Raw genomic sequence first — 18,583 nt, forward strand, 5'->3', positions numbered from 1 at the left:
TAAATGTTACAAGTGAAGATTGCGCCGACGCGAAGCCTGTTCAATCCAGGTTCAGGTTGGCGGGTGTGAGAGAGGAGGGAGCAGCAACCGTGGGCACCCGACAGGTGCCCACGCAGAGGGTTAACGACGACGTTTTTCGATGTTGTAAACAAACGGCGCGACGATTTCGACGCTGCCGCCTTTCAGCATGTCGGCCGGTGGCTTGGGCAAGGGCTGGGCACGACGGATCATGTCCAGGGTCGCACGGTCCAGATCGGCGTTGCCGGAGCGGCCCACCAATTCGTAGGACAGCACGTTGCCTTCGCCATCGACCACAAAGCGCAGGCGGTTCAAGCCTTCCTTGCCGCGCTGTTGGGCGCCTGGCGGGTACTTCTTGTACTTCTGCAAGTGCGCCAGCAGGGTGCCTTCCCAGGACGCTTTGGCTGCGATCTGTTGTGGCGACGGGCCCGGAACCGGCTGGGCGGACTTTTCAGCCGGCGCATTGTTTTGTGGCGATTCGCTCGGCGGCTCTTCGGAGGGTTTTTCCTTGGGCGGCTCGGGCTTCTTCTCCACCGGCTTGGGCGGCTGAGGTTTGGGTTTTGGCTTGACCGGCTTGGGCACCTGGATCGTTGGCTTCGGCGCCTCGGCCAGTTTTGGCAGGGGCAGCTCTTCCACGGGGGCAGGCGGCTGTGGCGGCGTGACAACCTTGGGCGGCGCCGGCGGTGGCGGTGCAGGCATCGGCGCCAGATCGATGACCATGGCCGCCGGTGGCAACGTTACCGGATGCGGCGCGGACCACTGGAGCGCGATGATGATCGCGACGGCATGCACGCCCAGCACGACGGCGAGGCTGGTGCCATAACGCGTCAGTTTGTGGCGCGTCGTGATCATTTCTTGGCTGCCGTCTCAAGTCCGACCAGGCCTACCTTGAGGTAGCCGGCTGCGCGCAGCGCATCCATCACGCTCATCAGGTCGCCGTAGTCCACGCCTTTGTCGGCCTGGAAGAAGATCGTCGTGTCTTTCTTGCCCTGGGTCTTGGCGTCGAGCACCGGGCCCAGGGTTTCAGCTTTGACTTCTTCTTCGCCCAGGAACAGACGTTGGTCTGCCTTGACGCTGAGGAAAATCGGCTTCTCTGGCCGCGGCGCAGGCTTGGCGCTGGACGCGGGCAGGTCGACCTTGATATCCACGGTCGCCAGCGGCGCGGCCACCATGAAGATAATCAGCAGCACGAGCATTACGTCGATAAACGGCGTGACGTTGATCTCGTGGTTCTCGACGAGTTCGTCGTCGCCTTGATTCAAATGCAGGCCCATGGCCGATTACCCCACTTTCACCATGTGCGGTTGCGAGCTGCGCTCGGTAGGCAGGTGATCGAGGTCGCGGCTGACCAGCAGCAGGACTTCTGCCGACGCGTCCGATACCTGGGCCTTGTAGCCGGCAATCGAACGGGCGAAGACGTTGTAGATCACCACCGCAGGAATCGCGGCAACCAGGCCCAGGGCGGTTGCCAGAAGGGCTTCGGCAATGCCGGGGGCGACGACGGCGAGGTTGGTGGTCTGGGTTTTGGCGATGCCGATAAAGCTGTTCATGATGCCCCACACGGTGCCGAACAGGCCGACAAACGGTGCGGTGGAACCGATGGTGGCGAGTACGCCGGTGCCGCTGCTCATGTTACGGCCACAGGCTGCAACCAGGCGTTCGAGGCGGAAGCTGACGCGCTCCTTGATCCCTTCTTTTTCGCGGGTATTGACCGACAGGCGCATTTCTTCCAGCGCGTCGTGTACCAGCAGGTTGGCCAGGGTGCCCTTCTTGGTCGCACTGTCGCTGGCTTCCTTGAGGGTGGTGGCTTTTTTCAGGTGGACGATTTCAGTGCGCAGGCGGCGCTTGGCCCCCAGCAGCTCGAAGCCCTTGGCGATCCAGATGGTCCAGGTGATGATCGAGGCGATGGCCAGGCCGATCATCACGGCTTTTACCACCACGTCAGCGTTCTGGTACATGCCCCAAGGCGACAGGTCATGGGCCATGCCCAGGCTGTTGTCTTCTTCCAGCACTACACCGGTTTTGTCGGCAGGTGCTGCATCGCCTGCAGCCTGGGCCGGGTCGGTGGCAACCGGCGCAGCCACAGGAGCGGCAGGCGTGGCGCCAGTGTGCTCGGCAGCAGCCGGTGCGGTTGGGGCGGTGGCATCAGCGAAGGCGGCGGTCGGTGCCAGCAGTACGCTGAACAGCAGCGCAGCAATCGCACGCCAGGCGCGGGATGGGCTGTGAAGCTTGGTTGGCGAAGCGGGGTTTGTATTACGTGTCATGCTGGCCGGACCTGAGAGAAAAAATGGAGTGATCGTCCTGCCAGACCCTTGGGGGTCGAGGACAAATGGGCGGTTATTATTGCAAGTAATTCTTGTTAACAGAAGTAATACAGTTACTTTATTTGTCCTTTTTCTGGCCGCTCGTCATCTGCGAAGGCTAATCTAGACCTTTAAGAACGGAGTTTTATGATGTCTGCGCCTTCTGTTGTGATTGCCGGTTGCGGCGATGTGGGTAGTCGGCTGGCTAGCCAATTGCTGGCCTCGGAATGGGAGGTTCACGGCCTGCGCCGTGATATTTCAAAGCTCCCCGATGGCGTGATCGGTATTGCCGGCGACCTGTTCAAAAAGGATTGCCCTGAGACCTGGCCGATCGGTGCAGTGGATTACCTGGTGTATTGCGCAGCCGCCACCGACCACGATGAGGCCGGGTATCGTGCGGCATACGTGCAAGGGTTGCAGCATGTGCTGGAGTGGCTGAACGACTACGGCCAAACGCCCAAACATTTGCTGTTTGTGTCCAGCAGCAGCGTGTACGGCCAGCAGAATGGTGAGTGGGTCGACGAAACCTCCGAGACCCAAGCGAAGGGCTATTCCGGCCAGGTCATGTTGGAAGCCGAGCAAGTGGCTCTCAACAGCGGTATCCCGGCGAGCATCGTGCGCTTGACCGGTATTTACGGTCCTGGCCGTGAATGGCTGCTGACCCAGGTGCGCCAAGGCTATCGTGTGGCAATCGATCCACCTTTATATGGCAACCGGATTCACGCCGATGATGCGGCAGGTTTGCTGGCCTTTTTGCTACGCCATATTGAGCAGGGCGGCTCGCTGGAAAAAATCTACATCGGTGTCGACGATGCCCCAGCGCCCTTGGCGGAGGTGGTGGGCTGGTTGCGCGAATACCTGGGCGTGACGGAGTGGGCGGATGACGCCAGTGTAAGACGTGCAGGCAGCAAGCAATGCAGCAACGCCCGGGCCAAGGCGTTGGGCTGGATGCCGACCTACCCGACTTATCGCGAAGGCTATGCTGCGATTCTCAAGGGCTGAAACAAAAAAATGCGGGAGCTGGCTTGCCTGCGATAGCGAAGTATCAGTCGACATCTATCTCGACTGAACCACCGTCATCGCAGGCAAGCCGGCTCCCACATTTGGTTCTATTTCTTCTCAAGCAGCCATTGGCGCGGGCCGGGTGTGAACTGCGGCACTTCGTCGGCCAGGGCGGTGTTGATCGCCTGGAAGATTTCCAGCTGCTTGCCTTTGCGCGCGAAGATCCACGGGTTGCCCTGGCCGTTCAATTGCAGCCAGATACTGTCGTAGCCGCCGCTCATGGAGGCGCAGTCGCCAGCCAGGCACAGCGAGTAGCGGTCGACGCCTGGCAGGCCGGCGACCTTGCCGTCGGCCTGGAACTGCACCGTGGAGCCGCTGCCGTTGCCGTCGGTAATCTTCCAGTCGCCGCCCATGTAGGCTGCATATAGCGCCCGCTCGAAGTTGGCACCCAGTGGCGCACCTTCCGGAGCGGGATCCTTGGCACGGGCGAACAGTTGCTCAGGCTCGTTATCGTTGGCCACTTGCAGCAGTTGTTTGCCTTTGCGCTTGAGTTCGGTGGCGGAGCTGCCGTAGAACTCGACGCTCCAGGCGCCGGATTTATCGCCGAGCAATTTGCCTTCAGCGACTTCAAAGCCGTTGTAGTAGCGCGCCTGCAAAGCCTTGGTGTTGACCTCCCATTCGAGGTTCGGGCCAAAACTCTGCAGCGCTTCACGCAAAGGGCCGCCCTTGGCTGCCGCGTTGATGGCGGCCTGGTTGATCCAGGTGCCACTCACATCCAGGTCGGCGGGGTTGCTGGCGCAGCCGCCGAGCAACAGGGCGAGCAACGAAGTGGCTACAAGCGCTTTGCGCATCATGAAATCCTTCTGAAACAAAGTCGGCGCAGCCTGTTGAGGCTGCGCCGGGTGTTTTATTCGATGACCAGGATCGCGTCCATCTCAACCTGTGCGCCCTTTGGCAGGGCGGCAACGCCGATGGCGGCGCGGGCTGGGTACGGCTGTTCGAAGTACTTGCCCATGATCTCGTTGACCTTGGCGAAGTGGCTCAGGTCGGTGAGGAAGATGTTCAGCTTGACGATGTCCTTGAACGAACCACCGGCGGCTTCGGCTACGGATTTCAGGTTTTCGAAGACTTGTACGGTTTGCGCTTCAAAGCCTTCAACCAGTTCCATGGTCTTTGGGTCCAGCGGAATCTGGCCGGACATGTAGACGGTGTTACCCGCCTTGATCGCCTGGGAGTAAGTGCCGATGGCGGCCGGGGCTTTGTCGCTGGTGATAACAGTCTTGGTCATGAGTTGCTCCTTGTAAGAGAGGGGCTATGCACGCATGCGGGTGATGCGGATCACCCCGGTCAGGGCGCGCAGTTTCTTGATCACGCGGGCCAGGTGCACGCGGTCGTGCACGCTGACCACCAGCTGGACTACGCTGATGCGGCCATCGCGTTCATCCATGCTGATTTTTTCGATATTGCCGTCGGCCGCGTTGACGCTGCTGGCCAGCAAGGCGATCAGGCCGCGCTGATGCTCCAGCTCTACACGCAGCTCGACGTTGAATTCGCCGGTGACATCCTTGGCCCAGGAAAGCTGAATGCATTTCTCCGGGTTGTGGCGGATTTCGGTGATATTGCGGCAGTTGTCCAGGTGCACCACCATGCCTTTGCCCGCCGACAGGTGGCCGACAATCGGGTCGCCCGGGATCGGCGTACAGCATTTGGCGTAGCTGAGTACCAGGCCTTCGGTGCCGCGAATCGCCAGCGGGCCTTCCGGGCTTGGCAACTGTTCGCCTTCGCCGAGCAAGCGGCGTGCGACTACATAGGCCATGCGGTTACCCAAGCCGATATCTTCCAGCAGGTCCTCGATGGTTTCCTGGCGGTACTCGTGGAGCATCGCTTGCACGCGCTCGGCCGGGATCTTGTCCAGGGCGCTGTCAAAACCGTTGAGGACCTTGTTCAGCAGGCGTTCGCCGAGGCTGATGGATTCGGAGCGGCGTTGCAACTTCAGGGCGTGGCGGATGTGTGTCCGCGCTTTACCGGTAACCACGAAGTTGAGCCAGGCCGGGTTCGGGCGCGCGCCGGGTGCACTGACAATCTCGACCGTGGAGCCGCTTTGCAGCGGTTCGGACAGCGGTGCGAGGCGACGGTTGATCCGGCAGGCAATGCAGCTGTTACCGACGTCGGTGTGCACCGCGTAGGCAAAGTCGACCGCCGTGGAGCCTTTGGGCAGCTCCATGATTCGGCCTTTGGGCGTGAACACGTAGACCTCGTCCGGGAACAGGTCGATCTTCACGCTTTCGATAAATTCCAGGGAGTTGCCGGCACGTTGCTGCATTTCCAGCACGCCTTTGACCCACTGGCGAGCACGGGCGTGAGTGCCCTTTGGCTGTTCGTCACCGCTGGACTTGTACAGCCAGTGGGCGGCGATGCCATTGTTGGCCATCTCTTCCATTTCCCGCGTACGGATCTGTATCTCGATCGGCACCCCGTGCATACCGAACAGCGTGGTATGCAACGACTGATAGCCGTTGGCCTTGGGAATGGCGATGTAGTCCTTGAAGCGCCCCGGCAAGGGTTTGTACAGATTATGTACAGCGCCCAGCACGCGGTAGCAGGTGTCTACCTTGTCGACGATGATCCGGAACGCGTACACGTCCATGATCTCGTTAAAGGCCCGGCGCTTGCCGCGCATCTTCTTGTAGATACCGTAGATGTGCTTCTGCCGGCCGCTGACTTCGCCTTCAATCTCGTCGATCGCCAGGCAGTGGCTCAGCGACTCTTCGATCTTGTTGACGATTTCCTTGCGGTTGCCCCGTGCGCGCTTGACCGCCTGGTAGATGCGCGCCGAGCGCATCGGGTGCATGGCCTTGAAGCCGAGGTCTTCGAATTCGATACGAATGGCATGCATGCCCAGCCGATTGGCGATGGGCGCGTAGATTTCCAGGGTTTCCTTGGCGATGCGCCGGCGTTTTTCGCCGGACAGCACTTCCAGCGTGCGCATGTTGTGCAGCCGATCGGCCAGCTTGACCAGAATCACACGGATATCCCGCGCCATGGCCATGGCCATTTTCTGGAAGTTTTCTGCCTGGGCTTCGGCCTTGGTCTCGAAGTTCATCTGGGTCAGTTTGCTGACCCCGTCGACCAGTTCGGCCACGGTTTCACCAAATTGCGCGCTGAGCGCTTCCTTGGCGATGCCGGTGTCTTCGATCACGTCATGCAGCATCGCGGCCATCAGGCTCTGATGGTCCATGTGCATGTCGGCAAGAATATTTGCCACCGCAAGAGGATGCGTGACATACGCCTCACCGCTTCGGCGGCGTTGGCCGTCGTGGGCTTGTTCGGCGTAGAAATACGCTCGGCGGACCAGGTTGACCTGGTCTGGGCCGAGGTAGGCCGATAAGCGATCGGCGAGGGCGTCTATGCTCGGCAAAGTATGAACTCCTGCCGTTGGCTGTGACCCTGCGCCGTGCTACGTCGACCAGGCATAGGCTTAGACGGCCTCGTTGGACTCGTCCTCGAACGCTGCAAACAGCGGTTCGTCTTCAACGATTTCAGCGTTGGCGATGAACTCGTAGCTCATCAGGCCTTCAGCGATTTCACGCAGGGCTACAACGGTAGGCTTGTCGTTTTCCCACTGGACCAGGGGCTCTTTGCCGCCGGTGGCCAGTTGACGGGCACGCTTGGTAGAGAGCATGACCAGCTCAAAGCGGTTATCCACGTGTTCTAGGCAGTCTTCAACGGTTACGCGGGCCATGGTATTCCTCGGAGCGAATGCAAGATGCGCGCTGCCCGGTTGGGCGAGCGGACTAAACAGTTTAAAAAATCACCAGCGTTTAGGGAAGCGCTGATTTTCCACGCGTCCTCGCAAAAGCGCTACAAGTGCCAATGTAAAGCCCTTGCAGCGGTTTTGGGAAGAGCCAATCAACCGAGCAGTTCGGCGAGTAATTTGCCAAAACGCTGCTGCTGACGCTTTTGCTGGAGCTGATTGGTGCGGAAAATCGCCTTTAAATCATCCAGTGCGTGGGCAAAATCGTCATTGATGATCAGGTAGTCATAGTCGACGTAGTGGCTCATTTCGCTGACGGCTTCACGCATGCGGCCTTCGATGATCTCATCGCTGTCCTGGCCACGGTTGGTCAGGCGCTGGTGCAGCGCTTCCAAAGACGGCGGCAGGATGAAGATGGAGCGCGCCTTGGGCATCAACTGGCGCACTTGTTCGGCGCCCTGCCAGTCGATTTCCAGGATCAGATCGTGGCCTTCGTCCAGCGTCTGCTGCAGGTGGCTTTGCGAGGTGCCATAGAGGTTGCCGAACACTTCGGCGCGTTCCAGGAAGTCGCCGTGTTCGATCATCTTGACGAATTCGGTGCGCTCGACGAAGTGATAGTGCACGCCGTTCACTTCACCTGGGCGCATGGCGCGGGTGGTGTGCGAGACCGAGATGCGGATGTGTTCGTCGGCGTCGGTCAAGGCTTTGACCAGGCTGCTTTTGCCCGCGCCCGAAGGGGCGGAAATGATGTAAAGGGTGCCGGTGCTGTGGGTCATGGAAGTTGCCTTACTCAATATTCTGTACTTGTTCGCGCATCTGCTCGATCAACACTTTGAGGTTGACCGCAGCCGTAGTGCTGCGCGGATCAAACGCCTTGGAGCCCAGTGTATTGGCTTCGCGGTTGAGTTCCTGCATCAGGAAGTCCAGGCGCCGACCGGCGGCACCCGCTGATTTGAGCACGCGGCGCACTTCAAGGATGTGGGTGCTCAGGCGGTCGAGTTCTTCGGCCACGTCGCTTTTTTGCGCCAGCAGCACCATTTCCTGCTCCAGGCGCACGGGGTCGAGGTCGGCCTTCATGTCGGTGAAGCGGTCCAGGACCTTTTGGCGCTGAGTGGCGAGCATCTGCGGCACCAGCTCGCGCAGGGTGACCACATCTTCTTCGATCGAAGTCAGGCGCTCATTGATCAGGCGGGCCAGTTCGGCGCCTTCGCGCTCGCGGCCGGCCTTGAGCTCTTTCAATCCCTGGGTGAACAGCGCGAGGGCTTCGGCGTTCAGGGCTTGCGGGTCGGTGGCGTCGGCCACCAGCACGCCGGGCCAGGCCAGCACTTCCAGCGGGTTCAGCGCAGCAGGTTGTTTGATCAGGCCGGCGATGGTTTCGGCGGCGGCTACCAGCTGCGCGGCGCGGTCACGGTCGACCTGCAGCGGCTTGCCGGTGGTTTCTTCGGTAAACCGCAGGGTGCATTCCAGCTTGCCCCGCGAGATACCCTGGCGCAACGCTTCACGCACGGCGCCCTCGAGGTCGCGGAACGACTCCGGCAGGCGCAGGTGCGGCTCCAGGTAACGGCTGTTGACCGAGCGCAGTTCCCAGCTCAGGGTGCCCTGGACGCCGGCTTTTTCGACGCGGGCGAAGGCGGTCATGCTGTGCACCATGGAAGTACCTCGCGATGCAGTCCCGCACAGCGGGCTGATGAGTAAATTGAAGCCGACAGGCTGCGAAGGCGCAGGATTGTAGCGCAGTGGGGCGAGCGCGCCCAAACAATGGGCAATAGTCTGAACATTCGTAACCGAATTTTTTAGAAGTGCCCCGAAACGGTTCGCGGCTCTATAATGCTCGGCAGTTTTTCGTCCTTCGTACAGGTATCCCCTATGAAACGTCCAAGTGGTCGCGCTGCCGATCAGCTCCGCTCGATCCGCATCACCCGCAACTACACCAAACACGCCGAGGGATCTGTACTGGTCGAGTTTGGCGATACCAAGGTGATTTGCACCGTCAGCGTCGAAAACGGCGTGCCGCGTTTCCTCAAGGGTCAGGGCCAGGGTTGGTTGACTGCCGAATACGGCATGCTGCCGCGCGCCACCGGCGAGCGTAACCAGCGTGAAGCCAGCCGTGGCAAGCAAGGCGGCCGCACCCTCGAAATCCAGCGCCTTATCGGCCGCTCGCTGCGCGCCGCCCTGGACATGTCCAAGCTGGGCGACGTGACCCTGTACGTCGACTGCGACGTCATCCAGGCGGACGGCGGCACCCGCACCGCCTCCATCACTGGCGCCATGGTGGCCCTGGTTGATGCGCTTAAAGTGATCAAGAAGCGCGGCGGCCTCAAAGGCGGCGACCCGCTCAAGCAGATGATCGCTGCCGTGTCGGTTGGCATGTATCAGGGCGAGCCTGTGCTGGACCTGGACTACCTGGAAGACTCGGCTGCCGAGACCGACCTGAACGTGGTGATGACCAGCACCGGTGGTTTCATCGAAGTGCAGGGCACCGCTGAAGGCGCGCCATTCCAGCCGGCCGACCTGAACGCCATGCTCGCCCTGGCCCAGAAAGGCATGGCCGAAATCTTCGAACTGCAGAACGCCGCCCTGGCCGACTGAGCCCGCCTCAAGGAGAAGCGCCATGAATGACAGCCAGTTGCCCGCACCTACGCCTTCCTACGAAGTGCGCCAGGGAGCCATGTTGTGTCATCTCGCGGCGTTTCTGGGGTTTGTGTTCCCCTTCGGCAGTGTCGTGGGGCCGCTGATCCTGTGGCAGATGAAGAAGGAAGTGGACCCGTTCATTGATGATCAGGGCAAGGAAGCCCTGAACTTCCAGATCACCGTGGCCATCGCCTGGATGGTGTGCATCGTGCTGGCCTTCGCGGTAATCGGGTTTTTCCTGATGGTCGCCCTGGCCATTGCCACGGTGGTGCTGACGATCATCGGCAGCATCAAGGCCAACAAGGGGATTGCCTATCGCTACCCCTTGACCTGGCGAGTGGTCAAATAATGAGCAGGCACAAAAAAACCGACAGCGATGTCGGTTTTTTTGTGCCTGGAAAAAGACCTTAGATGGTCAGCGTCCAGTCGTAGTCCACGATCAGCGGCGCATGCTGCGAGAAGCGCGGCTGGCGCGGCAGGCGTGCGCTGCGAACGAACCGGCGCAGACCCGGGGTCAGCAACTGGTAGTCGAAACGCCAGCCCAGGTTGAGCATCTCAGCCTGTTCGTTATCCGGCCACCAGCTGTACTGGTCGCCTTCACGGCTGACTTCGCGCAGGGCATCCACATAGCCCATGTTGCCGACAATCTCGTCCATCCAGGCCCGTTCAGGCGCCAGGAAACCCGGGGATTGCTGGCTGTCGCGCCAGTTCTTGATATCCAGCTTCTGTTGCGCCACGTACAGCGAGCCACAGTAAATGTACTCGCGACGTTTGCGTCGCTGTTTATCCAGATAACGGGCGAAATCGTCCATTAGCTTGAACTTCTGGTTCAAGTCTTCATCGCCGTTCTGCCCCGAAGGAAGCAGCAAGGTCGCGATGCTGACCTTGTCGAAATCGGCTTGCAGGTAGCGCCCGTAGCGGTCGGCTGTCTCGAAGCCGAGGCCGCTGATGACCGCCTTGGGTTGCAACCGTGAGTACAGAGCCACGCCACCTTGGGCAGGGACTTCGGCATCACAGGCATAAAGGAAGTAGCCATCCAGTTGGAAGGCTGGGTCGTCCAGTTCAAAGGCGGAGGCGCGGGTGTCCTGCAGGCAGATGACGTCGGCATTCTGTGCTTGCAGCCAACTGAGCAAACCACGCTCGACTGCAGCCTGAATACCATTGACGTTCACACTGATGATCCGCATAAATGGCCCCAAAAATCGCGTGCGTGTATGATACACGCCGTCTACCTAATTAGCTAAATCCGTGGTATCTGAGGCTTTTTTCATGCAGGCGTATCAACGCGATTTCATTCGTTTTGCCATCGATCGCGGCGTTTTACGCTTCGGTGAGTTCACGTTGAAGTCCGGGCGTACCAGCCCTTACTTCTTCAATGCAGGCTTGTTCAACTCGGGTTCGGCCCTCGCTCAGTTGGGTCGTTTCTACGCGGCCGCCATCGTCGACAGCGGTATTTCCTTCGGCGTGCTGTTCGGCCCAGCCTACAAGGGCATCCCTTTGGCGGCCGCTACGGCGGTGGCTTTGGCTGAACATCATGAGCTGGATTTGCCATGGTGCTTCAACCGCAAAGAGGCAAAGGCCCATGGCGAAGGCGGCAGCCTGGTCGGTGCCCCGCTCAAGGGCGACGTGCTGATCATCGATGACGTGATCACCGCCGGTACCGCCATCCGTGAAGTGATGCAGATCATCGCGTCCCAGGAAGGCGCCAAGGCCGCCGGCGTGCTGATCGCGCTGAACCGCCAGGAGCGCGGCAACGGTGAGCTGTCGGCAATCCAGGAAGTGGAGCGTGATTTCGGTATTCCGGTGGTGAGCATCGTGTCGCTGAACCAGGTGCTGCAATACCTGGAAGATGACGCGCAGCTCAAGCAGCATTTGCCGGCGGTGCGTGCGTATCGCGAGCAATTCGGCGTCTGACACGGAACACCTGTGGGAGCGGGCTTGTGTGGGAGCGGGCTTGCTCGCGAATACGGTGGGTCAGAAACATATCCGGTGACTGACCCACCGCTTTCGCGAGCAAGCCCGCTCCCACATTTGGACCGAGTACCCACAAAAGGCCCCGCTCAACTGGATTGAGCGGGGCCTTTTGTTTTCGCCGTTTAAGGACGTTTGCGGTTACTGATCAGCGTGCCCACACCGGTATCGGTGAAAATTTCCAGCAGGATCGCATTCGGCACGCGGCCATCCAGGATCAGCGAGCTGCCCACGCCGCCTTGCACGGCTTCCAGCGCGCAGCGGATCTTCGGCAGCATGCCGCCGTAGATGGTGCCATCGGCGATCAGTTCGTCCACTTGTTGAGTGGTCAAACCGGTCAACACCTTGCCTTCCTTATCCATCAGGCCGGCGATGTTGGTCAGCAGCATCAGCTTCTCGGCTTTCAGTGCTTCAGCCACCTTACCGGCCACCAGATCGGCGTTGATATTGTAGGACTCACCGTTGGCGCCCACGCCGATTGGCGCGATCACCGGAATGAAATCGCCCTTGACCAACAGGTTGAGCAAGTCGGTGTTGATGCCGATCACTTCGCCTACCTGGCCGATGTCGATGATTTCCGGCTGGGTCATTTCCGGCGTCTGGCGGGTCACCGTCAGTTTTTTCGCGCGGATCAGCTCCGCGTCCTTGCCGGTCAGGCCGATGGCGCTGCCGCCGTGGCGGTTGATCAGGTTGACGATGTCCTTGTTGACCTGGCCACCCAGGACCATTTCCACCACGTCCATGGTTTGCGCGTCAGTGACGCGCATGCCATCGATGAAGTGGCTCTCGATCGACAAGCGCTTGAGCAGGTCGCCGATTTGCGGGCCGCCACCATGGACGACCACCGGGTTGATCCCCACGGCTTTCATCAACACGATGTCGCGGGCAAAACCGGTTTTCAGCTCGTCGCTTTCCATGGCATTGCCGCCGTACTTGATCACCAGCGTCTTGCCGACGTAGCGTCGAATGTAAGGCAACGCTTCGGACAGGACCTTGGCAGTATTGGCAGCGGCTTCGCGTTCGAGGGTCATTCAGGGCTCCGGTAAAAAATCAGAACGGTAATTGGAGATCAGGGGCAACACGTTTCAACTGGGCGTGGAACACGTCCTTGATGCGCTGCAACTGCGCCTCGGTATCCGCCTCGAAGCGCAGGACCAGCACCGGCGTGGTGTTGGATGCGCGAACCAGGCCCCAGCCTTTGGCGTAATCGACTCGCACACCATCAATGGTGGTCAGGTTGGCGCCTTCGCCCCATTGCGCATCGTGCAGTGCGTCAATGATGCTGAATTTGCTCTCCTCGGTCACATGTATATTGATCTCTGGCGTAGAAATATCGTTCGGGAAGGTCTGAAACAGCTCCTGCGCCGTGGATTTTTCCTTGCTGAGGATCTCCAGCAGGCGGGCGGCGCTGTAAATGCCGTCGTCAAAACCGAACCAGCGCTCTTTGAAGAACACGTGGCCGCTCATTTCACCGGCCAACAGTGCGCCGGTTTCCTTCATTTTCTTTTTGATCAACGAATGACCGGTCTTCCACATTAGCGGGCGACCGCCATATTCCTTGATCAACGGCGTGAGGCGGCGGGTGCACTTCACGTCGAAGATGATTTCGGCGTTGGCGTTGCGCGCCACCACGTCACGGGCAAACAGCATCAGCAGGCGGTCGGCGAACACGTTTTCGCCGGTGTTGGTCACCACGCCAACACGGTCGCCGTCACCGTCGAAAGCCAGGCCCACGTCGGCGCCGGTTTCCTTGACCTTGGCGATCAAGTCCACCAGGTTTTCAGGCTTGCCTGGGTCCGGGTGATGGTTGGGGAAGTTGCCGTCGACGTCGCAGAACAGCGGGATCACTTCACAGTTGAGGGCTTCGAGCAGTTGCGGAGCGATCACGCCAGCCGCGCCGTTGCCGCAGTCCACCACCACTTTCAGGCGGCGCGCGAGTTTGACGTCGCCGGTGATCTGGTCAGAGTAGCGTTGCAGGATGTCGACTTTGGTGACACTGCCTTTGCCGCTGGTCAGGTCGTTGGTCTTGAGGCGATCGTGCAGGGCCTGGATCTGTTCGTTGGCCAGGGTGTCACCGGCGATCACGATCTTGAAGCCGTTGTAGTCCGACGGGTTATGGCTGCCGGTGAGCATCACCCCTGATTTGCCGGCCAGTACGTTGGCCGCGTAGTACAGCGCCGGTGTCGGCACCAGGCCGACGTCGCTGACGTGGCAACCGCTGTCGGCGAGGCCCTGGATCAGTTGTTCCACCAACTCCGGGCCGGACAAGCGGCCATCACGGCCTACCGAGACATTGGGCTCGCCCTGGGCCAGGCTCTGGGCACCGATGGCGCGGCCGATCCAGTAGGCGGTTTCGGCGGTCAGGGTCTTGGGCACGACGCCACGAATGTCGTAGGCGCGGAAGATGCTGTCGGGGAATGTCGGGGCTACTCGGGCTGCGGTACTCATCGCGGGGGTGAACTCCATCTGAAGGGGGCAAAGCTGGCCTTAAAGTGGCTGACCGGCAGGCTCAAACTGAAGGGTATGACGGTGTTTTCGGCAGAGAGTTCGTGGTGCAAAAATGCCATCGGCGTGTCGATGCACTTTCGGAAAATGCGTAATGCATTGATTTCATTATGGAAATCTCGCTGAATAAATCCGCACATTCTTCATCCTGAATAGCCATGCGGTGGCGTCTTGCCGGACAAATGCGTCCGGCAAGGTTCAGCTTAGTCAGTGGCTGCCGGAATGCCCAAAACCACCTGCGCCGCGCTGAGTTTCGTCGAACTCCTGCACCAGTTCGAAGTGTGCCTGTACCACCGGTACCAGCACCAACTGGGCGATGCGCTCGCCGACAGCGATGTTGAACGCGGTGTTGCCACGGTTCCAGCACGACACCATCAATTCGCCCTGATAGTCCGAATCGATCAGGCCTACGAGGTTGCCCAGCACGATGCCATGTTTGTGGCCCAGGCCGGAGCGCGGCAGGATCAATGCCGCCAGGCCTGGGTCGCCGACGTAGATCGACAGGCCGGTAGGAATCAGGATTGTCTGGCCCGGCTCAAGCACGGTGTCTTGCTTGAGCATGGCGCGCAGGTCCAGGCCGGCGGAGCCTGGAGTGGCGTAGGCCGGCAGAGGAAATTCGTTGCCGATGCGTGGGTCGAGGATCTTGGCTTGCAAAGCGTGCATGTAAATTAAACCTGGTTCAGCCGTTGGGCGATAAATGAGATCAGTTGACGGGCAATCTTGCCCTTGCTGGTCTGGGCGAAAAGGGTGGCGTGCAGCTCGCGGTCGATCACGCTGCAGGCGTTTTCCTCGCTGTTGAAGCCTATGCTCGGGTTGGCGACATCATTGGCAACGATCAAGTCGAGGTTTTTGTCTTTCAACTTGCGTGCGGCGTAGTCCAGCAAGTGCTCGGTTTCGGCGGCGAAACCGACGCTGAATGGACGGTCCGGGCGCGTGGCGATGGTGGCGAGGATGTCCGGGTTGCGCACCATTTGCAGGAGCAGGCCGTCGCCGCTTGTAGGGTCCTTCTTAAGCTTTTGCGGGGCGACAACTTCCGGGCGGTAGTCTGCAACCGCTGCCGAGGCGATAAACAGGTCGCAGGGAATGGCCGCTTCACAGGCCGCCAGCATGTCCCGGGCGCTGACTACGTCGATTCGCGTGACGCGATCGGGTGTTGGCAAGTGCACCGGGCCGGTGATCAGGGTGACGCGTGCGCCTGCCTCGACCGCGGCTTCGGCCAAGGCAAAGCCCATTTTTCCTGAGCTATGGTTGGTGATGTAACGCACCGGGTCGATGTTTTCCTGGGTCGGGCCGGCGGTAATCAGCACATGTTTGCCCGTGAGAGCCAGGTGCTGAAAGCACTCGGCGGCGCACAGCGCGAGGTCGGTGGCCTCAAGCATGCGGCCCATGCCCACGTCGCCACAGGCCTGGCTGCCCGAAGCCGGGCCAAACACTTTGAGGCCACGGCTTTGCAGGAGTTGGGTGTTGGCCTGGGTGGCCGGGTCGCGCCACATGGCCTGGTTCATGGCCGGTGCGATGGCGACGGTGGCGTCGGTGGCCAGTACCAGAGTGGTCAGCAGGTCATCGGCGATGCCCTGGGCCAGGCGGGCGATCAGGTCGGCGGTGGCCGGGGCGATCAACACCAGGTCGGCCCATTTGGCCAGCTCGATGTGGCCCATGGCGGCTTCGGCCGCCGGGTCCAACAGGTCCAGGTGAACCGGGTGGCCAGACAGGGCCTGCATGGTCAGCGGGGTGATGAACTCACTGCCACCACGGGTCATGACCACGCGCACTTCGGCGCCCTGGTCCAGGAGCCTGCGAACCAGTTCTGCGCTCTTGTAGGCGGCAATGCCGCCGCCGACGCCGAGAACGATGCGTTTCCGATACAGACGCTGCATTGGTTTGCCTTTCCAGTTCAGTGATGCCGGTTCAGTGACGCCTGCGATGCCCCCTCCCCAGGGGAAATCACATGCAAAAAAGAGGGCTTAAGATAACACAGCGACCGCCAGGCAACAGCGGCGCGCGTGCAGAGGGAGGCGGGATGAGTATTCGCGATTGGCCTGTGGCGGAACGCCCACGGGAGAAGCTTTTGGAATGGGGCGCGGCGAGTCTTTCGGATGCCGAGTTGTTGGCGATCTTCCTGCGTACCGGGGTTTCCGGCAGAAGCGCAGTCGACCTGGCGCGCCATCTATTGGCGCAATTCGGTGGTCTGCGCCCGCTGTTGGAGGCCAGCCAGACCCTGTTCAGCCAGCACTTGGGGCTGGGGCCGGCGAAATTTGCCCAGTTGCAGGCGGTGCTGGAAATGTCTCGGCGGCATATGGCCGAACGCTTGCGTGACGACTCGGTACTGGAAAGCCCGCTGGCCGTACGTGAGTACCTTAAGGCGTTGCTGCGCCACGAGCCCCACGAGATATTCGGCTGCCTGTTTCTTGACTCAAAGCACCGGGTGCTGGGCTTTGAGGCGCTGTTTGAGGGCACCATCGACACGGCCATCGTTTATCCGCGACAAGTGGTCAAGCGCGCGCTCGCTTACAACGCGGCGGCGCTGATCCTGTGCCATAACCATCCGTCCGGGAGCGTCGAACCGAGTGCGGCTGATCGAAAATTAACCAAGATATTGCAGAAGGCCTTGGAGTCGGTGGATGTGCGGGTGCTCGACCACATCATCGTGGGCGATGGCGACCCGCTGTCGATGGCGGAATACGGGTGGTTATAGCCCCGCCCATTGGGACGGGGCCGGCTCTCAAGGCTTGACGCTGACCTTGGAGAAGTCCTGGCGCCCAAATGGGCTCACCTGATAGCCATTGATATTCTTGCGTGCCAGAGCGAACGCAGTGGGGTGCGCCAATGGCAGCCACAGGGCCTGCTGCTGAATCTGTGCCTGGGCCTGTTGGTAGAGCTTGCTGCGCACACCTTGTTCACTGGTGGTCTTGCCGGCGCTGATCAGCTTGTCCAGGGTCGGGTCGCAGTAGCGGGCGAAGTTGGTGCCGGATTTTACCGCTGCGCACGAGAACTGCGGGGTGAGGAAGTTATCCGGGTCGCCATTGTCACCGGCCCAGCCCATGAACAACAGGTCATGTTCGCCGGCTTTGGCGCGGCGGATCAGTTCGCCCCACTCGATCACGCGAATCTCGGCCTGGATGCCGACCTTGGCCAGGTCCGCTTGCAGCAACTGAGCGCCGAGGTTGGGGTTGGGGTTCAGCAGGCTGCCGGTGGGGCGAGTCCAGATGGTGGTCTTGAAGCCATTCTTGAGTCCGGCTCTTTCCAGCAGCGTTTTGGCCTTGGCGATGTCCTGTGGATAACCCGGCAAGTCCTTGGCGTAGCTCCAGGTATTGGGTGGGTAAATGCCATTGGCCGCTTCGGCGGTGCCTTCAAATACGGCCTTGAGGTAGCTGCCTTTGTCGAAAGCCAGGTTGATCGCCTGGCGCACTTCGGGCTTGTCCAGCGGCGGGTGCTGGCTGTTGATCGCGACGAATGCGGTCATGAAGGCCGGGGTTTTTTCTACTTTGAGCGCGGGATCTTTTTCGGCCTCACCCACATCCAGTGGCTTGGGTGACAGGGCGATCTGGCATTCATCGCGGTGCAGCTTTTGCAGGCGCACGTTGGCATCCGGGGTGATGGCGAAGATCAAGTTATCCACAGCCGGTTTGCCGGCAAAGTAATCCGGGTTGGCTTTATAGCGGACTACGGCGTCTTTCTGGAACCGTACAAACACGAACGGGCCGGTGCCGATTGGCTGGCTGTTGAGTTTTTCGGGCGTGCCGGCCTTGAGCAGCTTGTCGGCGTATTCGGCCGGGTAGATCGAGGCAAAACCCATGCTCAACGCGGCGAGGAAAGTGGAATCGGCGTGATCCAGGGTGAAGCGCACGGTCAATGGGTCCAGGGCGTCGATCTTCTTGACCAGTGTGGGCAATTGCAGCGACTGCGCATGGGGGAAGCCGCTCTGGGCGATCTTGTGCCATGGGTTGGCCGGGTCGAGCATGCGCTCAAAACTGAAGCGCACGTCTTCGGCCGTCAGGGTGCGGCTTGGGGTGAAATACTCGGTGCGGTGGAATTTCACGTCAGGGTGCAGCTTGAAGGTGTACACCAGCCCGTCCGGCGACACTTCCCAGCTGTCCGCCAGGCTCGGCACCAGTTTGCCGGCGGTGGCGTCGTAGTCCACCAGGCGGTTCATCAGCACGTCGGCCGAGGCATTGGTGGTGGTCAGCGAGTTGTACTGCACCACATCGAACCCTTCGGGGCTGGCCTCGGTACAAACGCTCAAATTAGTGGCCGCAGAGGCCAGCGGCGCGATAAATAGAGGGGCGAGCAACAGGGGTAGGGCAGCGAGGCGCATATTCGGTTTCCTTTGCAGATCGAAGGCCCATCTGCGAGTGCAGTCTGGAAAAAGCCTACCGTAGTGGTCTGATTGATAAATGAC

19 protein-coding genes and 1 pseudogene are annotated in these 18,583 nt (G+C 60.5%); 5 read left to right on the forward strand and 15 right to left on the reverse strand.

Annotation, left to right across the window (positions count from 1 at the left end):
• Positions 1 to 120: 120 nt before the first annotated feature.
• The 3 genes from BLV67_RS16670 to exbB are packed head-to-tail and all read right to left on the reverse strand — an operon-like array spanning position 121 to position 2,282.
• Positions 121 to 870: an energy transducer TonB family protein gene (locus BLV67_RS16670; RefSeq protein ID WP_065931906.1), complete on the reverse strand. Its 750-nt coding sequence runs from the start codon at positions 868 to 870 to the stop codon at positions 121 to 123.
• Positions 867 to 1,292, reverse strand: coding sequence for a TonB system transport protein ExbD (gene exbD, locus BLV67_RS16675; protein ID WP_003195519.1), 426 nt, complete (start codon positions 1,290 to 1,292; stop codon positions 867 to 869). Before exbD ends, BLV67_RS16670 begins: the two co-directional genes overlap by 4 nt.
• A 6-nt stretch (positions 1,293 to 1,298) precedes the next feature.
• The gene (gene exbB, locus BLV67_RS16680) at positions 1,299 to 2,282 is read right to left on the reverse strand and encodes a tonB-system energizer ExbB (protein ID WP_069787133.1); all 984 of its coding nucleotides are present in this window, start codon (positions 2,280 to 2,282) and stop codon (positions 1,299 to 1,301) included.
• 189 nt (positions 2,283 to 2,471) lie between these two features.
• On the opposite strand from exbB, the gene BLV67_RS16685 reads away from it, so the two are divergent.
• Entirely contained in the window at positions 2,472 to 3,323 is an 852-nt protein-coding gene (locus BLV67_RS16685; protein WP_065931904.1) for an SDR family oxidoreductase, read from the forward strand.
• A 107-nt stretch (positions 3,324 to 3,430) separates the two neighbouring features.
• Here the strand turns inward: BLV67_RS16685 and BLV67_RS16690 are convergent, their stop codons facing one another.
• From BLV67_RS16690 to BLV67_RS16715, 6 genes are all read right to left on the reverse strand, one after another.
• Positions 3,431 to 4,174 (reverse strand): hypothetical protein, encoded by a 744-nt coding sequence (locus BLV67_RS16690; protein ID WP_065931903.1) that lies wholly within the window; start codon positions 4,172 to 4,174, stop codon positions 3,431 to 3,433.
• A 56-nt stretch (positions 4,175 to 4,230) separates the two neighbouring features.
• Positions 4,231 to 4,611 carry a RidA family protein gene (locus BLV67_RS16695; protein WP_003176922.1) on the reverse strand — a complete coding sequence of 127 codons (381 nt, stop codon included), beginning with the start codon at positions 4,609 to 4,611 and terminating at the stop codon, positions 4,231 to 4,233.
• A 24-nt stretch (positions 4,612 to 4,635) separates the two neighbouring features.
• Positions 4,636 to 6,741, reverse strand: coding sequence for a bifunctional GTP diphosphokinase/guanosine-3',5'-bis pyrophosphate 3'-pyrophosphohydrolase (gene spoT, locus BLV67_RS16700; protein WP_056860838.1), 2,106 nt, complete (start codon positions 6,739 to 6,741; stop codon positions 4,636 to 4,638).
• 60 nt (positions 6,742 to 6,801) lie between these two features.
• Positions 6,802 to 7,065 (reverse strand): DNA-directed RNA polymerase subunit omega, encoded by a 264-nt coding sequence (rpoZ, locus tag BLV67_RS16705; RefSeq protein ID WP_003176920.1) that lies wholly within the window; start codon positions 7,063 to 7,065, stop codon positions 6,802 to 6,804.
• 167 nt (positions 7,066 to 7,232) lie between these two features.
• Positions 7,233 to 7,853 (reverse strand): guanylate kinase, encoded by a 621-nt coding sequence (gmk, locus tag BLV67_RS16710; protein WP_065931902.1) that lies wholly within the window; start codon positions 7,851 to 7,853, stop codon positions 7,233 to 7,235.
• A 10-nt stretch (positions 7,854 to 7,863) separates the two neighbouring features.
• Positions 7,864 to 8,727 (reverse strand): YicC/YloC family endoribonuclease, encoded by an 864-nt coding sequence (locus BLV67_RS16715; protein ID WP_056860836.1) that lies wholly within the window; start codon positions 8,725 to 8,727, stop codon positions 7,864 to 7,866.
• Between the two features lie 216 nt (positions 8,728 to 8,943).
• Between BLV67_RS16715 and rph the strand changes: the two genes are divergently transcribed.
• Both rph and BLV67_RS16725 read left to right on the forward strand, forming a co-directional pair.
• Positions 8,944 to 9,666, forward strand: coding sequence for a ribonuclease PH (rph, locus tag BLV67_RS16720; protein ID WP_017253725.1), 723 nt, complete (start codon positions 8,944 to 8,946; stop codon positions 9,664 to 9,666).
• A 22-nt stretch (positions 9,667 to 9,688) separates the two neighbouring features.
• The gene (locus BLV67_RS16725) at positions 9,689 to 10,057 is read left to right on the forward strand and encodes a DUF4870 domain-containing protein (RefSeq protein ID WP_065931900.1); all 369 of its coding nucleotides are present in this window, start codon (positions 9,689 to 9,691) and stop codon (positions 10,055 to 10,057) included.
• A gap of 58 nt (positions 10,058 to 10,115) precedes the next feature.
• On the opposite strand, the gene BLV67_RS16730 is transcribed toward BLV67_RS16725, so the two are convergent.
• On the reverse strand, positions 10,116 to 10,895 hold the full coding sequence (locus BLV67_RS16730) for an exodeoxyribonuclease III (RefSeq protein WP_003176915.1): 780 nt from the start codon (positions 10,893 to 10,895) through the stop codon (positions 10,116 to 10,118).
• Between the two features lie 82 nt (positions 10,896 to 10,977).
• Here BLV67_RS16730 and pyrE point away from each other — a divergent pair, with 82 nt between their 5' ends.
• Entirely contained in the window at positions 10,978 to 11,622 is a 645-nt protein-coding gene (gene pyrE / locus BLV67_RS16735; protein WP_069787132.1) for an orotate phosphoribosyltransferase, read from the forward strand.
• 182 nt (positions 11,623 to 11,804) lie between these two features.
• Here pyrE and argB read toward each other — a convergent pair whose 3' ends face one another.
• The 4 genes and pseudogenes from argB to coaBC form a co-directional block, all read right to left on the reverse strand.
• On the reverse strand, positions 11,805 to 12,710 hold the full coding sequence (argB, locus tag BLV67_RS16740; protein WP_015886532.1) for an acetylglutamate kinase: 906 nt from the start codon (positions 12,708 to 12,710) through the stop codon (positions 11,805 to 11,807).
• Positions 12,711 to 12,729: 19 nt separating this feature from the next.
• A pseudogene (locus tag BLV67_RS16745) lies at positions 12,730 to 14,151 on the reverse strand (phosphomannomutase/phosphoglucomutase); the annotation flags it as partial.
• A gap of 240 nt (positions 14,152 to 14,391) precedes the next feature.
• The gene (dut, locus tag BLV67_RS16755; RefSeq protein ID WP_056860833.1) at positions 14,392 to 14,847 is read right to left on the reverse strand and encodes a dUTP diphosphatase; all 456 of its coding nucleotides are present in this window, start codon (positions 14,845 to 14,847) and stop codon (positions 14,392 to 14,394) included.
• Between the two features lie 5 nt (positions 14,848 to 14,852).
• Positions 14,853 to 16,061: a bifunctional phosphopantothenoylcysteine decarboxylase/phosphopantothenate--cysteine ligase CoaBC gene (gene coaBC / locus BLV67_RS16760; RefSeq protein WP_015886530.1), complete on the reverse strand. Its 1,209-nt coding sequence runs from the start codon at positions 16,059 to 16,061 to the stop codon at positions 14,853 to 14,855.
• A 143-nt stretch (positions 16,062 to 16,204) separates the two neighbouring features.
• Here coaBC and radC point away from each other — a divergent pair, with 143 nt between their 5' ends.
• Entirely contained in the window at positions 16,205 to 16,879 is a 675-nt protein-coding gene (gene radC, locus BLV67_RS16765) for a RadC family protein (protein WP_056860832.1), read from the forward strand.
• 27 nt (positions 16,880 to 16,906) lie between these two features.
• On the opposite strand, the gene BLV67_RS16770 is transcribed toward radC, so the two are convergent.
• Positions 16,907 to 18,499, reverse strand: coding sequence for an ABC transporter substrate-binding protein (locus BLV67_RS16770; protein WP_056860831.1), 1,593 nt, complete (start codon positions 18,497 to 18,499; stop codon positions 16,907 to 16,909).
• Between the last annotated feature and the right edge of the window lie 84 nt (positions 18,500 to 18,583).

Source organism: Pseudomonas salomonii, from assembly GCF_900107155.1.
Taxonomy (GTDB): domain Bacteria; phylum Pseudomonadota; class Gammaproteobacteria; order Pseudomonadales; family Pseudomonadaceae; genus Aquipseudomonas; species Aquipseudomonas salomonii.